The 14,918-nt window shown below is 61.8% G+C and carries 15 protein-coding genes; 6 read left to right on the forward strand and 9 right to left on the reverse strand.

What is annotated here, in order from left to right; translation table 11 throughout:
* Positions 1 to 235 precede the first annotated feature (235 nt).
* On the forward strand, positions 236 to 895 hold the full coding sequence (locus tag SB659_RS15005) for a DUF1345 domain-containing protein (RefSeq protein ID WP_410550926.1): 660 nt from the start codon (positions 236 to 238) through the stop codon (positions 893 to 895).
* Positions 896 to 986: 91 nt separating this feature from the next.
* Here the strand turns inward: SB659_RS15005 and SB659_RS15010 are convergent, their stop codons facing one another.
* Both SB659_RS15010 and SB659_RS15015 read right to left on the reverse strand, forming a co-directional pair.
* On the reverse strand, positions 987 to 2,405 hold the full coding sequence (locus SB659_RS15010) for an amino acid permease (RefSeq protein ID WP_410550927.1): 1,419 nt from the start codon (positions 2,403 to 2,405) through the stop codon (positions 987 to 989).
* A 223-nt stretch (positions 2,406 to 2,628) separates the two neighbouring features.
* Positions 2,629 to 3,945, reverse strand: coding sequence for a M18 family aminopeptidase (locus SB659_RS15015; RefSeq protein WP_410550928.1), 1,317 nt, complete (start codon positions 3,943 to 3,945; stop codon positions 2,629 to 2,631).
* 134 nt (positions 3,946 to 4,079) lie between these two features.
* Here SB659_RS15015 and SB659_RS15020 point away from each other — a divergent pair, with 134 nt between their 5' ends.
* From SB659_RS15020 to SB659_RS15030, 3 genes are read left to right on the forward strand one after another with little or no spacing between them, the layout of a single operon-like run.
* Positions 4,080 to 4,541 (forward strand): hypothetical protein, encoded by a 462-nt coding sequence (locus SB659_RS15020; RefSeq protein ID WP_410550929.1) that lies wholly within the window; start codon positions 4,080 to 4,082, stop codon positions 4,539 to 4,541.
* Complete coding sequence (locus SB659_RS15025; protein WP_410550930.1) at positions 4,541 to 5,290, forward strand: cyclase family protein; 750 nt, start codon at positions 4,541 to 4,543, stop codon at positions 5,288 to 5,290. The genes SB659_RS15020 and SB659_RS15025 overlap by 1 nt, the downstream gene beginning before the upstream one ends.
* Before the next feature lie 29 nt (positions 5,291 to 5,319).
* On the forward strand, positions 5,320 to 6,108 hold the full coding sequence (locus SB659_RS15030) for an IclR family transcriptional regulator (protein ID WP_410550931.1): 789 nt from the start codon (positions 5,320 to 5,322) through the stop codon (positions 6,106 to 6,108).
* Between the two features lie 6 nt (positions 6,109 to 6,114).
* On the opposite strand, the gene SB659_RS15035 is transcribed toward SB659_RS15030, so the two are convergent.
* On the reverse strand, positions 6,115 to 7,191 hold the full coding sequence (locus SB659_RS15035) for a hypothetical protein (protein ID WP_410550932.1): 1,077 nt from the start codon (positions 7,189 to 7,191) through the stop codon (positions 6,115 to 6,117).
* 141 nt (positions 7,192 to 7,332) lie between these two features.
* Here SB659_RS15035 and SB659_RS15040 point away from each other — a divergent pair, with 141 nt between their 5' ends.
* Positions 7,333 to 7,962 (forward strand): cation transporter, encoded by a 630-nt coding sequence (locus SB659_RS15040; protein ID WP_410550933.1) that lies wholly within the window; start codon positions 7,333 to 7,335, stop codon positions 7,960 to 7,962.
* Positions 7,959 to 8,414: a YkvA family protein gene (locus SB659_RS15045; protein WP_410550934.1), complete on the forward strand. Its 456-nt coding sequence runs from the start codon at positions 7,959 to 7,961 to the stop codon at positions 8,412 to 8,414. Before SB659_RS15040 ends, SB659_RS15045 begins: the two co-directional genes overlap by 4 nt.
* Positions 8,415 to 8,425: 11 nt before the next feature.
* Here the strand turns inward: SB659_RS15045 and SB659_RS15050 are convergent, their stop codons facing one another.
* From SB659_RS15050 to SB659_RS15075, 6 genes are all read right to left on the reverse strand, one after another.
* Entirely contained in the window at positions 8,426 to 9,181 is a 756-nt protein-coding gene (locus SB659_RS15050) for an IclR family transcriptional regulator (RefSeq protein WP_284978595.1), read from the reverse strand.
* Between the two features lie 80 nt (positions 9,182 to 9,261).
* On the reverse strand, positions 9,262 to 10,716 hold the full coding sequence (locus tag SB659_RS15055) for an amino acid permease (RefSeq protein WP_410550935.1): 1,455 nt from the start codon (positions 10,714 to 10,716) through the stop codon (positions 9,262 to 9,264).
* Between the two features lie 184 nt (positions 10,717 to 10,900).
* Positions 10,901 to 11,593, reverse strand: coding sequence for a response regulator (locus SB659_RS15060; RefSeq protein ID WP_284978597.1), 693 nt, complete (start codon positions 11,591 to 11,593; stop codon positions 10,901 to 10,903).
* Positions 11,590 to 12,897 (reverse strand): sensor histidine kinase, encoded by a 1,308-nt coding sequence (locus SB659_RS15065; RefSeq protein ID WP_284978598.1) that lies wholly within the window; start codon positions 12,895 to 12,897, stop codon positions 11,590 to 11,592. The genes SB659_RS15060 and SB659_RS15065 overlap by 4 nt, the downstream gene beginning before the upstream one ends.
* 27 nt (positions 12,898 to 12,924) lie before the next feature.
* Positions 12,925 to 13,824, reverse strand: a complete 900-nt coding sequence (locus SB659_RS15070; protein WP_284976964.1) for an ABC transporter permease — start codon at positions 13,822 to 13,824, stop codon at positions 12,925 to 12,927.
* A gap of 5 nt (positions 13,825 to 13,829) precedes the next feature.
* Positions 13,830 to 14,774 carry an ABC transporter ATP-binding protein gene (locus SB659_RS15075; protein WP_284978599.1) on the reverse strand — a complete coding sequence of 315 codons (945 nt, stop codon included), beginning with the start codon at positions 14,772 to 14,774 and terminating at the stop codon, positions 13,830 to 13,832.
* Positions 14,775 to 14,918: the final 144 nt, after the last annotated feature.

The raw sequence follows: 14,918 nt of genomic DNA on the forward strand, positions 1-14,918 counted from the left end.
ACTTGAACCCCCACCCCCTTTCGAGGACTAGCACCTCAAGCTAGCGCGTCTGCCATTCCGCCACCCGCGCAGGTGGTCAGGAGAAGCGTGTTTCATTTTCTCCTCGACAGCAGCAAAGACACTAACACGAAGAGCGGCAATCCACAGATTCGGGAGTTCGGTACCCTGGGACGGGCATGGTGCGGGCAGCGCGGGGCGCGCGTATCTACCACCCCGAAATGGTTAGGGTGAATAAATGAACAACGTCAGAGAGAGACGCAGCCGGTTGCGGTTGGTCATTATGTTGGTGGCCGGAGCGGCAGCCTTCGTTGCCGCCGGAGTGTTGTGGGGCTGGGTGGACGCCCCCGCGGTGGGTTGGGCGGTGGCCGCGCTGATCTACGTAGTGTGGGTGTGGCTCGTCATCGCGCGCATGGACCCTGACGAAACCCGCCTCCACGCGACCTCCGAGGATCCGTCCCGCGCAGCTACGGACCTCCTGATACTGATAGCTAACCTTGCCAGCATTGCCGCGGCCGCCGCCGTGATCGTCAACTCACATATCGACGGCTCGAACAGCCGCGTGTACGCGGCCGTTCTGGCTTTGGTGTGTGTAGCCCTTTCCTGGATGCTCGTCCAGACGCTTTTCACCCTCCGGTACGCCGAGCTTTACTACAGTTCGAATAAAAGCGCCGGCGGGAAGCCAGGCGGCATCAGCTTCAACCAGGACAGGCCACCGCAGTACACCGATTTCGCCTACTTGGCCACCAGCCTTGGCATGACTTACCAGGTGTCGGACACCAACTTGGAAAATCATCGGATCCGAGCCGAAGCCATGAAGCATGGCTTGCTGTCCTACCTCTTCGGCACGGTAATCCTCGCCGTCACCATCAACTTGGTCATCGGACTGGCCCAGTAGCCGTCCGGCAAGTCCGCTGACAACCAAAAACCCGGCAGCCGCCGTCGAACGTTCGACGGCGGCTGCTGGGTTAGGCGGTTGGTGCCAGGGATTACGACGTCGGCCCTGCGCCGACCCCTGCGCGCTCGGTTTCGGTGCTGCCCGCACCGGTGTCCAAGCGGCTGTTCCGGCGGCGGTACCGCACGACGCCGATGACGACCACCACGGCAGCCAGCGCCAGCGAGAGGAACAGGGATTCCCGCGTGGATTCAATAATGATCATCCCGATGATGAGCGCCACGATGCTGCCGATGGAGATCCAGGTGAGGTACGGGAAGAGCCACATCTTGAGTTCAAGTTGCTCGGCAGCGGCTCCCATGCGCCTGCGGAGGATGAGCTGGGAGACGGCGATGACGAGCCACACGAACAGCGCAATGGCACCGGAGGTGTTCACCAGGAACAAGAACACTGTGTCCGGCGCAATGTAGTTCAGGCCCACCGTGATGAACCCAACCACGGTGGAAGCCAACACCGCTGCAGCCGGAACGCCGCGCTTGGAGATCTTCATCCACGACTTGGGCGCGTCACCGCGCTGGGAGAGGGAGAACAGCATGCGGCTGGCAGTGTAGAGACCCGAGTTCAGGCAGGAGAGCACCGAGGTCAGGACAACGATGTCCATGATGGTGCCGGCTCCCGGGATTCCGTAGAGCTCAATGACGGCCACATAGGGGCTCTTGGCCACGGAAGCGCTGTTCCACGGCAGTAGCGTCACCACAATGGCGATCGAACCGATGTAGAAGATCAGGATGCGCCAAACAGTGGACTTCACGGCCTTTTTGACGGCGTCCACGGGGTTCTCGGATTCACCGGCCGCGATGGTGGCGATTTCCGCGCCGAAGAAGGAGAAAACCACCACGAGGATGCCGGCGAGCACCGCTCCCGGACCGCTGGGCATGAAGCCGCCCTTATCCAGGAGGTTGCTGACGCCGGGCGCCGGAACGCCTGGGATGAGGCCGAGGATGGCCGCGATCCCGGCGAGGAGGAAGATGACGATTGCCGTGACCTTGATGGAGGCGAACCAGAACTCGAACTCGCCGTAGGATTTCACGGATCCAAGGTTGGTCAGTGTCAGGAGGACCATCAGCAGCAGCGCCCAAACCCACTGATCCACGCCGGGAACCCAGCGGTGCATGATGGCCGCACCCGCAGTGGCCTCGATGCCAAGAACAATGATCCAGAACCAGGCATAGAGCCAGCCGATACTAAAACCTGCCCAGCCGCCCAAGGCTTTGTCTGCGTAGGTGGAGAATGAGCCGGTTTCCGGGTTGGCTGCAGCCATCTCGCCCAGCATGCGCATCACGAGGATGACAACCAGGCCGGCAGCGAGGTAGGCAACGAGGATCCCCGGGCCGGCTTGCTGGATGGCAGCGCCGGAGCCGACGAAAAGCCCTGCACCGATCACGCCGGCGATGGCGATCATGGAGAGGTGCCGCGGCTTCAGGGACTTGGAAAGCTGTTGGTCAGCGTGCATGGATTGGCGCCGTCCTTTAGGTTTGAGGTAGGCCACAGTGGTGTGCCACGGGCCACATGACTAGATCACGCTAACGTGCCGGGACCGAGCGGGTACTGTGCGACCAAACATTTTGCCTGTGCTCGAATTGGCACGCCCGCACAAAAAGTATGATTTTAGGAAACAGGTGTTTCATCAGGGGAATCGACATCCCCGCCCTGAAGCGAGTGCTTGATGCTTTGCCTCAGGCGCCTGCGCGGAAGAACACCTCAAGGACGTCGGTCAGGAACCGTGGATCCCGAACTCCGCAAAGTTCGCGCGCCGAATGCATCGACAGGAGCGGAACGCCGACGTCGACTGTTCGAATACCCAAACGGGTGGCGGTCAGCGGCCCGATCGTAGAGCCGCAGGGCAGATCGTTATTGGAGACGAACTCTTGGTACGGCACGCCGGCCGCTTCGCAAAGCTTGGCCCAGACAGCCGCGCCCGGGGCATCAGTGGCGTAGCGCTGGTTGGCGTTGATCTTCAGCAACGGCCCGCCGTTGAGAACCGGGCGGTTCACGGGATCGTGCCTCTCGGGATAGTTCGGATGGACAGCATGACCGGCATCCGCTGACACGCAGAACGACGCCGCAAGGGCCCGCCGCCGCTCGCTCACGGATGCACCAAGGCCGTCCGAGACGCGCGTCAAAATGTCCTCGAGAATAGGCCCGCAGGCGCCGGAGCGGGAATTCGAGCCGAGCTCCTCGTGGTCGAAAGCTGCCAGTACTGCGATGGGCCCGCTGGTTGGTTCGGTTGCGGCATGCGCGATCAAGGCGACCAGCCCGGCATGGGTCGAGGAGAGGTTGTCCAGGCGCCCGGACGCAAAGAACTCGCTGTTGGCCCCGAAAACCGCGGGGGCCTGCGTGTCTGCCACTACGACGTCGTACCCGGCGATCCGGGCCGGATCCACAGTGGCGCCTTGAACGCGATCGGCGAGCACCGCCAGCAGATCCGCCCCATCGGCACCTTCATCCCCGGCCTGGCCGAAGATGGGGTTCATGTGTTGCTGCTTTGACAGCAGCAATCCGTTGTCATTGACTCCCCGGTCCAAGTGGATGGCCAGTTGCGGGAAGCGGAGGAGCGGTCCAGTGGCGGTGAGGTGCTCGGTGCCGTCAAGTAGGACCAGGCGGCCGGCAAGCTGGAGCTCCCGGTCCAGCCACGAGTTCAGGAGTGGGCCGCCATAGACGTCGACGCCGGCCTGAAGCCAGCCGAACTTGGCAGTGGTGGGTTTGGGCTTGAGTTTGAAGGAGGGCGAATCGGTGTGGGCACCCAAAATGTTGAAACCGGTGGTTGGTCCTGCGCCTTCGGGGGTCAGCCACGCTACCAGCGCACCGTCCCGGACAATGTAGAACTTGCCGGCCCCGCCGGCCCACGGTTCCAACTCGTCCAAGCGTGTGAATCCGGCGGCATCCAGCCTGCGGGCAGCTTCGTGGACAGCGTGGAAGCTCGACGGCGACGCCGCCACATACGCGCCGAGGTCCTGGATGTGGGCATCTGCTGCGGAGGCATTCGAAGACATTCACCGAGTCTAGCCGCGCATGGTCTAAGGCACCTCAATCGTCACGTATGTGCAGTATGAACATTTCCATATGCTTGTAATGCCCATCACAATGTGCCACGATAGCGCCAGCAGCTCATCTCGGAAGGCTCCTCATGAACATTGAACTAAAACAAGTCCGCAAGCTCCGCATCCATTGGCCCATCGAGGTTGGAACGATGACGCAGCTGGCCGGTGGCAACCTCACGGCGTTGGAAGCCGACGCCGGGATTGCTTTGCTGCTGCAAACTCTCGCGGACATCCCTGAGTTGGGCGGTTTCGGCAACTACCACCATGTTTTTGAGTCCTCCGCCGGGTTCGAAGGCTTCACCGTTGCCGAAGGCGCCAACCCCACCTTGGGGTTGGTGGGGCAACGAACCATTTCCCCAACGTTCGTTTTCACAACGTACTTTGACTACGCCATGAGCGAGGCAGAGGTCCAGGACATGATCCAACAGATTGTCCGCATTCATCCATGGGAAGTTCCGGTTATCGAAATTTCCGGACCCATCAGCGTCTCCACCGGCGTTGAGGCACCGGCTGTCGACATGCCGGCTGTCGAAAGCCGGGTGGCCTGATGCAGGGCACGTCTCCCCGGTTGTGGGCTGACTTGGCGGCGCTATTGAAGGGCCGGACGTACACAGACCTCACCCATGCGTTCCACCCGGGCCAGCCACGGTTCGCGGCATTCCCCGACGAAACCCGAGAAGCCCTCTTCGACATGGAGAAGGGTGACGGCTTCACAGCCCATCGGTACTCGATCGTGGGGCAGTGGGGCACCCACGTCGATCCGCCGTCGCACTTCATCCGGGGCGGCTTGACCCTGGACAACATTCCGGTCGAACAGATGCTGCTGCCCTTGGTAGTCATCGATATCAGCCAACGCGTGGACGCTGATCCTGATGCGACGCCCACCCTTGCGGACGTGCAGGGTTGGGAAGCCCGGAACGGGGACATCCCCGAGGGTTCGTTCGTGGCACTTCGCACAGGATGGAGCCGGCGGTGGCCGGACCCCGAGGCGATGGCAAACAAGGATGCAGCGGGTATCAGCCATACTCCTGGCTGGTCGCACGAGGTTCTCAAGTACTTGATCGAAACCCGGCACGTGTCCGCCGTGGGTCATGAGCAGACCGATACCGATCCCGGCATCGCGACCTCCCGGCAGGACTTCAGCCTGGAAACCTACGTGCTCGCCCAAGGAAAGTGGCAGATCGAACTCCTGGCTAATCTGGACGGTGTTCCAGAGGCAGGCGCGATCATCATCGCCACGTGGGCCAAACCGTTGGGAGGCAGCGGCTTTCCGGCCAGGGTCTTCGCGATCCACTGACGCGGGATGGGTGTGGCTAGAATCGAGCCATGTCAAAGACCTCCAGCATGGGCCGCGGGATGATGGCCATCCTCGCCCTCGGGGCCCGTCATGCCCAAGGGTACGACGGCGGTTCGGTCGCCGACATCGCGGCCCAGCTGGATAAAGACCGCAGCCAAGTGTCAAGGAGCCTCAAGGGTGCCCAGCTGGAGGGCTTCCTGGCCCGTAATGACCAGCGGAACTACAGCTTGGATTGGTCCATCCTGACGGACGCCCAGCTCGTTACGGAGCAACGGCTCCGGACCGACGGCCTCACCGCGCTGGAGGGCTTGGCCACCGAAACCAACGAGGCCTGCTTTTTGGGAGTGCTCAGCGGAAACAGCACCGTGACCATCGCCGAGCATGTTCCCGCGAGTGCCAACCTCGTGGGTTCCTGGCTGGGACGCCCCTACCCTGCCTACTGCAGCGACGCCGGCCAGGCCCTGCTATGGGATACGCCCGACCACGAGGTCCGCAAAGTCTTCGAATCCGTGGAGTTCCTGAAGCATGGACCCAACACCCCCCGCTCCGTGGATGACTTCCTGGACCGCCTCAGGACCTCCCGCGCCCGTGGCTACTCCATAGTTGACGAGGAAGCCGAACCCGGCCTGTATTCCCTCGCCGCTCCCATCCGGGATTTCAAGGGCGAGGTTGCCGCCGCGATACAGATCGTCGGCCCTAAGTCCCGCATGGAGCCACTTAGGGAGAGCCACGCCGTCGTACTGAACTCCTGGCGGGATTGGCTCGAATCAACTGTTGGGGGACCAGCAGATACCAGTCCGGTTATTTTCGGGAGTTGAGCAGCGCTAGGAAGCCGGGTGCGTGAACGGAACGCGATCGAACGAAATGACGTTTGATGAGTCACCGGGATTCACGGTGACTTTCAGCCAGTCCTTGGCATTGTTGGAGCCGTCCACCGTGACCCGGGTCAGGTTCTTCGCTGCCGTGGCTTGGCCATAAAAGGACAACCACGACGAGCCGGCCGCCAAAGGGTGGTCCTGGTTATAGACGTGGCTGTCTCCATTGATTAGGTAGACCGGCCCTCCGAAGGAGTTCGATTCCTCGATCAGGGTCTGCACCAGGGGCTTGAAAGCGCCAAAGTCCGCCTGGCTCGGGGCAGCGACCGTAGGGTCGAACATATCCGCCTGAGTCATCACGACGACGGCACGGTCACCGTTGTTTCGTGCGGTGCGGAAGGTGTCCCTCAACTCCTCGATGTCGGCCCGGGTCCGCGTCTGAACCTCACTCACTTGGGCGGCGGTGGGCTGGGTTTGACCAAGGCCCGTCCAAGGCAACATCGAGTTGTCGCTGCCGGGGATATTGACGGCTGTGAAGGCAACCTCGTGCTTGCGGAAGCTGACGTTCTCGGGGAAGCCCTCCTTGGCTTGCGACTTCACCTGCATCGGTGCGCCAAGCGTGACGCCGGGCTTGGGAAAGAAGGTTTCCCGGACCTTGGCCAGCCTTTCTAGGGGGTTGTAGGCTCCGTTGTTCGGGCGATGGCAATCTGTCCATTCGTTGTCCCCCGGAGTGTAGACAAGCGGGGCCGTGAAGCTGTCAAAGTTGCTTTTGATGGCGTCGAAGTACTGGTCTGTGCACTGGGAAGACCCGTTCTTGATGTCACCTACGTGGGCGACGAAGCTCAGTTCCTTGTGCGCGTTGAGATCCTGGATGTAGGAAGGGAACGCTTGGATTTCGGCGGCACCATACGGCACGTCCCCGATCACTCCGAAGCTGAACCCATCCGTGTTGCCTTGGTGTCCGTTCCCGTTCGGCTGTCCCGACGGGCCGCCGTCGTTGGCTGCAAGGGCGGGCGGGGCCAGCAGCGTCGCGGACAGTAGCGCGGCCCCGACCGTTGCTATGGCGACTCTAGTCATTGAACGCATGAAACTCTCCTCATCGTTGTCCGATACCGGGACGAGACTATTGGGATGAGCTGAATGACAGGAGTCGCCCACGTGAATCTTTGCCCTTTGCCATGAAGCAAGATGTCATAACCTACGGTAGGGAAAGAGGGATTTGTGGTGATGACTGACGGAAAGGGTGCCACCTTGGAGAGCAACCGCTTGTTGCGTCGCGGGTTGGCCCTTGAATATGCCACCCTTGGCTGGAACGTGATCGGGTTGGGCATCCTGGCCGTGGCCGCCGTCGGTGCCTCCTCGCCGGCCCTCGCCGGATTCGGCCTGGATTCCCTGATTGAGGTCTTCGCCTCCGTAGTAGTGGTGTGGCAGCTTAACGGTGTCCATGCTGACCGTGAGGCGCGGGCGATGCGCTTGATCGGAGTAGCGTTCGCGGTGCTTGCCGCATACTTAGTGGTCCAGTTGGTCATTGTGATCGCCAGTGGTGTCCGGCCTTCCGGCTCGGCCTTGGGCATTGGATGGACGGCACTGACACTCGTAGTGATGCTGGGCTTGGCTTGGGGAAAGATCCGCACGGGCCGTGTCATGGGCAACCCGGTGCTGAGAGCGGAAGGCAAGATCACCCTGATCGATGCCTGCCTATCCGGCGCGGTCCTCATCGGGTTGGTCCTCAACGCATGGTTCGGGTGGTGGTGGGCGGACCCGCTGGCTGGGTTGGTCATCGTGTACTACGCCGTTCGCGAGGCTATGCACGCTTTGAAGCCCGAACCCGGGGCGCCCGGGGAAGCGACGGCATGAACTGGTGGGAACCGGTGATCGCTATCATCGGTGGCGTTGCGCTGATCTACGCCGTCCTACTGGTCCTGCTGGCCATTTACGCCCGGCGGCACCCGGAGACAGTAGGCATGAGGGAAGCACTCCGGTTGCTTCCCGACCTCCTCATCCTGTTGCGCCGGTTGACTGCTGATAGGACACTGCCACACGGCATCCGCATCCGCCTGATCCTCCTGCTGGTCTATCTCGCCTCACCGATTGACCTGGTTCCGGATTTCCTGCCCGTACTCGGATACGCCGACGACGTCGTCATCGTGGCCCTCGTGCTGCGCTCGGTCATCCGCAAAGCGGGTGCCGGACCATTGGAGAAGCACTGGCCCGGCACCCCGGCGGGTCTCGCAATGATCGAACGCGTGGCCGGAATGTCGGCGACGCCTTCTGCTGGGCCCGGGACGGATGATTCCGGGAGGCAGTAGGTTCCCGAACGCTACCCAGCACCCAGCCGTAGGGCAGCGGCGTGCAGGGCACCGGCGATGTCCACTTCGGCTTTCTCAATACTGGTCCGCCCACCCAAAACGCTGATGGCAGCCACGACGCTGCCGGCGGGATTCCGAATCGGGACGGCGGCTTCCCATACGTCATGCTCGAATTCTTCCGCCGCCAGAACGAGTCCCCTCGGCCGATCCCGGTCCATAAGGTCACTGACCTCAGTGACTGAGTGGGCCGCCGCAGGGCCGCCGACGCCGATGAAGTTGACGTCCCTGAGGAGGGAGTCGAGCTGGGCCCGGGAGTGGTCCCACAAGAGCGCACGCCCCGAGCCGGTGCACCAAACCGGCGTGACCATGCCCGGTTTGGCGAACCCGCCCAGTACTGAATTGTTGGTGGAAGAGCGCAGCAGGAGGACCCGGACACCCTCGCGAACAGAGAGCCGGGATCTCAGGCCAAAGGTAGATACCAGCGCCTCCATCTCAGCCGCTGATTCCCGGACCCAGCCGACATTGAGCGAGGCGGCCAAACTGAAGAACCGGGGGCCTGTCCGGAAAGGACCTCGCTCCACCCGTTCCAGCAGTCCCAGATCGCAAAGCTCCTGTGCCAACCGCGAAACGCGGCTCTGCTCCATGTCCAGCTCCGCCGCCAGCTGGGAAACACCTAAAAGCTGGCGTCCCTGCTTTTCGCGGTCCGTTACCATCCGAACGAGGCGAAGGCCCTGAGCCAACGAGGACGCCTCGGGTGATCCCTCCAAGAAACGGCTCCTTCCGAAAAGCGCTTCGGCCATTCTGACATGCCGCCAAACCTACGGGTGCCCAGCCAACCTACGAATGTTCAGCCAACCTGCGCCCTGCGGCCATAGCGGAAGTGGAAGAACGCATAGCACGCGCCAACGAACGGTACCCCAAAGTACAAAGCAGCTACCTGGTTTGGGTCCATGGCAATGCCTATGAGGGAGATGAAGCACAAGGCGAATGCAAGAATCGGTACCAGCGGAAAGAGTGGGGCCTTGTAGGCAAGGTCGCTGACTCGACCGCCGTTGCGGACGAACTGACGGCGATGGAAGAAGTGCGATGCGGTGATCGACATCCAAACCCCCACCACTGCGAAACCTGCAACGGAGACGAGGGCGAGGTACACGGTTTCCGGGGCAACAATGCTGCTGATCAAGGAAGCCAACCCGCCGAGCATGCTCACGGAGAGCGCAGCCAGGGGTATTCCGCGGCGTGTCAGCTTTTTGAGGGCTTTGGGCGCTTGGCCCTCATCCGCCAAGGAGTAGAGCATGCGCGCACAGGAGAACAGCCCGCTATTGCCGGCGGACAGAAGCGCGGTGATGATGACGAAGTTCATGATGTCCCCTGCGAAAGGTATCCCCACCGAGGAGAAGACCGTCACGAAGGGACTCTCGTCCAGACCCACCTGGTCGAAAGGCACCGTAGCTGCGATCACTGCAATTGCGCCGACGAAGAAGATGAGAAGCCGAACAACGGTGCTGCGCATGGCTTTGGGAATGTTCCGTGCAGGGTCTGCCGTTTCGCCGGCCGCGACACCGATGAGTTCTGATCCGGAGAAGGCATAGAAGACAGCGAGGGTTGTTACAAGGACGCCGCCAAGGCCGTTGGGGAACAAACCGCCCGACGTGTTGAAGTTTTCGAAAAGGAACGGGTGATGGGCCGATTCCGAGAGCGGGTGGAAGCCCAGGACAGCCGCTCCGCCGAACACGATGAGGGCAATAATTGCACCGACCTTGACAATCGAGAACCAGAACTCCGACTCACCGAAAAACCGTGACGACACCGCGTTGAGGCCGAAGAGAACCACGGCAAACACGGCACACCAAACCCAGACGTCCACGCCCGGAAACCAGCGTTGCATGAGCAATCCGGAGGCTGTGAATTCGGAGCCGATTGCAACGGCCCAGCACAGCCAGTAGAGCCATGCAGTGGCGAAACCGGTTGCGGGTCCAATGGAACGTGACGCGTAGATATGGAATGCTCCGGACACTGGGTAGGCAATGGCCAGCTCCCCAAGGCATGCCATCACCAGATAGACCACGAACGCCCCGATAAGGTAGGCGATGACCGCACCCAGGGGGCCGGCCTGGGAAATGGTGTATCCGGAGCTCAGGAACAATCCGGAGCCGATCACCCCGCCCATCGCGATCATCACGAGGTGGCGGGCACCCATTGACCGGCGAAGGCCGGTTTCGGGCGCCGGCGCCGCGTTGGTCGCTAGGGTGTCAGGTTCATGTTGCAGTTCCAAAGGGGCTGAAGAGGTTGAAGAATCCATGTGATGTCTCCGTTGTGTGACAGATGCTGACGGTACGCCTGGGACATCCGGGGTGTGGCTGCCTAAAAGGGCGTCTGTAGTGACGAAGGTAACACAAAGTTCTCAGCCGTGGTCATTAAAGACATTTATTAATGCATATGTTGCACACGATTACACCGAGTACGTATCCGAGCCGGATCTATCGTCAGTAGTCCGGATTGCTGGGCACCACAAGGCCTGTTTCGTAGGCGTACACCACGACCTGGACCCTATCGCGCAGTTGCAATTTGCTCAGAATCCGGCGGACATGGGTCTTCACAGTCGCCTCGGAGAGGAAGAACTTGTGCGCGATTTCCGCATTGGACAGGCCTTCAGCGATGGTCGTAAGGATCTCCGTTTCCCTCGGCGTCAGGCCATCAAGAAGGGGATCCCTGGGCGGCGTCTGCGGGTTACCCGGCACCGAACCTCCCCGGACATACGTCTCCAAGAGCCGTTGGGTCACGCGAGGGGCCACGACGGCGTCGCCACTGGCCACCACCCGCACCGCCTGCACGAGTTCGGCGGGCGCGACGTCCTTGAGCAGGAAGGCGGACGCGCCAGCCTGCAGGCCGCTGAACGCGTATTCGTCAAGGTCGAACGTGGTGAGGATGATGACCCGTGCTTCCGAGGATAAATCCGCAATTCGGCGCGTGGCCTCAATGCCGTCCATCGTTGGCATCCGGACGTCCATCAGTACGACGTCGGGCTGAAGCGACTCTACTTGGCGGACAGCTTCGGCTCCATCCGAGGCTTCCCCGACCACGGTGAGGTCTTCCTCGCCCTCAAGAATGAGGCGAAACCCCATGCGTAGCAGCGGTTGGTCATCCACCAACAACACCTTGATCCTGCTTTCGATCACGATTCCCCCTTTTCACCATTCCAGAGCAGCTCAGCGTGGACCGCCCAGCCTCCCCGTTTGCCCGGCCCGGCAGTAACCGTTCCGGCATAGATTCCAGCGCGTTCCCGCATCCCCGCGATCCCCTGCCCCGAGCCCAGGCCGCCGAGGCTAGCCATCCCGCCTGCGGGATCGGCGGACGCATCCCGGGTGCCGCGGCCGTCGTCGAGCACGTCTATGGTGACCAAATCGCCGTCGCGGGTAACGTGTACATCCACTCGGCCCAGGGACCGGCCGTACCGCAGCACGTTGGTCAGGGACTCCTGCACGATCCTGTAAACGGTCAGCTCCAATGCGGGATCCGCTGGGAGGGCCGGGCCCATGTGTGCGTAGTGCAGCGGAAGGCCTGCAGTACGGAATCCCTCCAGGAGCTTGGCCAGGTCCAGCCCCGAAGCGAGCGGGGTCAGGGGCGCGGGCTTGCCGGTATCGTCGCGCAACACCCCGAGGACCCGGCGCATGTCCGCCAAGGCTGCCCTGCCTGTCCGGGACAACTCGCCCAGAACCAGTCCGGCACGGTCCGGGTCTTTCTTGACCACAACCGCGGCGCCGTCGGAAAGACTGATCATCACGGTGAGCGAGTGGGCCACGACGTCGTGCATTTCCCGCGCTATCCGGTTCCGTTCGGTGACCTTGCCGAGTTGCGTGGTCCTGGCGGCCCAGGCGGCGATTTCGGCTTCATGCTCCCTGCGCTGCCGGACAGAGATCCCGATGCCCGTTGCCAGTAGGTTCGAGAGCATGATGGTCACCGCGGTGGCGATGTTGTTGATCAGGTGAAAATTTTCCGGGACGTCCTGGAGTGTCCCGGCGTTGGACGGACTCGTCCACATGAACAGGTAAAGAAGGCTTAGCGGCAAGCTCGCACCGACAAAAATTGCCAATGCCGAGGCCCTTGGCTTCGTGGCCGCCATCGCATAAAGCGCGAACCACAGTCCTGCCGAAACGTTGGAGCCCCACGGGTTGAGGATCGTCGCGGCCACTTCCAAAAGCGCGACGGCCAGCACCACCTGGACGGGGAGCTCGCGCCGGAAGACCAACGCTGTAGCAATCAGCAGGAGCAACGCAACCACCAACCACTTGCCTTCGCCAATCGAAGCGATGATGGTGGGCAAGGCCAAAAGCAGGTAGCAAAGGACCACGACGGCGTTCATGGCGCGGGGGTGCTGGTAGAAGTACCGCCGGATCCGGCCCCTGCGGCGTTGGGTAATTTCAGCGAAGGACGCGTCGACCGTCATGGCCGCCGCGTCCTTCTGCAGTGGAGCTTCACTCATGGAACGAGCCTAGACGGGCTGCCCTGCCTAGACGTCCCGCTTCTTGATAACCAGCAGAGCCGGAATCAGGAACAGGAGGACGTAGCCGAGGAAGATGAGGCCTCCCTGCCAGGGGTCAATGACGCCGTCCACGTGTCCAATGGCCAGGAACCGGCCGCCGGCCTCGCTGGGGATGTACTGGGGAACGTACTTCCAGAAATCCCCCGGGACCAATGAAAGGAATCCGGAAGCGATCGAGAGAACAAAGAACAGCGCGACCAGCACTGTGACCCCACCCGCGCTGTTGCGCAGCAAAGCCCCGAGCGAGAGCCCGATCAGGGCAACTCCGGCAACGTAGAGGCCACCGGTGAAAATGCTGTACATCACGCCGTCGGTGGACCATGTCAGGTCCAGGTTGTAGCCACGGAAGACCGGCATGGCAATGAGGAAAGTCAGGAATGCCGCAATGGTGGTGATAACGTAGGAAACCACCACCAGGAGGAGTGCCTTCGCCAAAAATGCGGGAATTCTTTTGGGAACCGCATTCATGGTGGAACGGATCATGCCGGTGGCGTACTCCGAGGAGATAAACAGCACGGCGAGGGATCCCAACACCAAGGTGCCGATCTGCAGGCCCGCGTTAGGCAGGTTGTAGAGCTCAAACCCCGAGCCCTTGGGGAATGCACTCGTCAACAGCTCCGGAGTGACGGTCTGGCCCGCCTCCTTGGCACGTTGCGCTATCTGGTTGATGAAGGAGTAACGGATCAGGACGGCCAGCGCCCCGATTCCCACGGTGGCCACGAGCGTCAGAATAAGGAGGATCTGCGTCGATGTCAGCGAGCGGAGCTTGATCCACTCGGACTTTACGACGCCGCCAAAGGTCACCCCGCCGGTGCCTGCGGAGGAGCGTGTTGGCACGCCTGCACGGTTCTCAGTAGTGGTGCTCATGGTGCTTACTTTCCTTCCGGTGCAGCGGCGAGTGCGGGTTCACCGGACACATGCGAGTGGTACTCGACTTCGTCCTTGGTGAGATTGAAGTAGGCGTCCTCAAGGGACGACACCTGAGGCGTCAGTTCATAGACCAGGACCTGGTTGTCGAGCGCAATCTGCGCAATCTGGCGCGCCTGCAACCCGGTAACCTCGAGGGTTTCAGTCTCGCTTTGGTCCACCCGGACGCCGTCGCCTACCAGCAGCGACGACAGGTGGCTCGTCGCGGACGTCCGCACCAGGACCTTCGCCTGCTGCGCACCGGCGATGATGTCCTTGACCGGCGCGTCCGCGATGATTTTGCCACGACCGATGACAATCAGGTGATCCGCGGTTTGCGACATTTCACTCATCAGGTGCGACGACAGGAAAACGGTCTTACCTTGGCTGGCGAGGTAGCGGACCAAGTTGCGGACCCAGAGGACGCCTTCGGGATCCAGCCCGTTGACAGGCTCATCCAGGATCAACGTCTGGGGGTCGCCCAGCAACGCTGCTGCGATGCCGAGCCGTTGTCCCATACCGAGTGAAAACCCGCCGGCTTTCTTCTTTGCGACGGCGCCGAGGCCGGTCATTTCGATGACCTCATGCACCCGTGAGGTAGGTATGTTGTGCGTCGCAGCCATGGCGAGCAGGTGGTTGTAGGCACTGCGGCCCGTGTGAACTGCCTTGGCATCGAGCAGGGCACCTACCTGGTGCAGGGGATCCCTGTGCTCGGAATAGTGCCGACCGTTGACCTTCACATCCCCCGAGGTGGGCCGGTCCAAGCCCATGATCATGCGCATCGTAGTGGATTTACCTGCGCCGTTCGGGCCAAGGAAGCCTGTCACCCGGCCGGCTTGGACGGTGAAACTGACACCGTCGACGGCGGTCTTCGCGCCATAGACCTTTGATAGGCCTCTTGCTTCGATCATGGAAGCGTTCCCTCCTCGGAGCACAGTGCGTGCAGATGAGTTTTTACTGTACTCACCACGCTAGTCACGAGGAGCCCGGAAATCGCCTGTCCCAGGGATGATTCATGGGCCACCCAGGGTAGTCCTCATGGATGACCCTGAGTG

It is taken from the genome of Arthrobacter sp. SIMBA_036 (assembly GCF_046535135.1).
GTDB lineage: Bacteria > Actinomycetota > Actinomycetes > Actinomycetales > Micrococcaceae > Arthrobacter.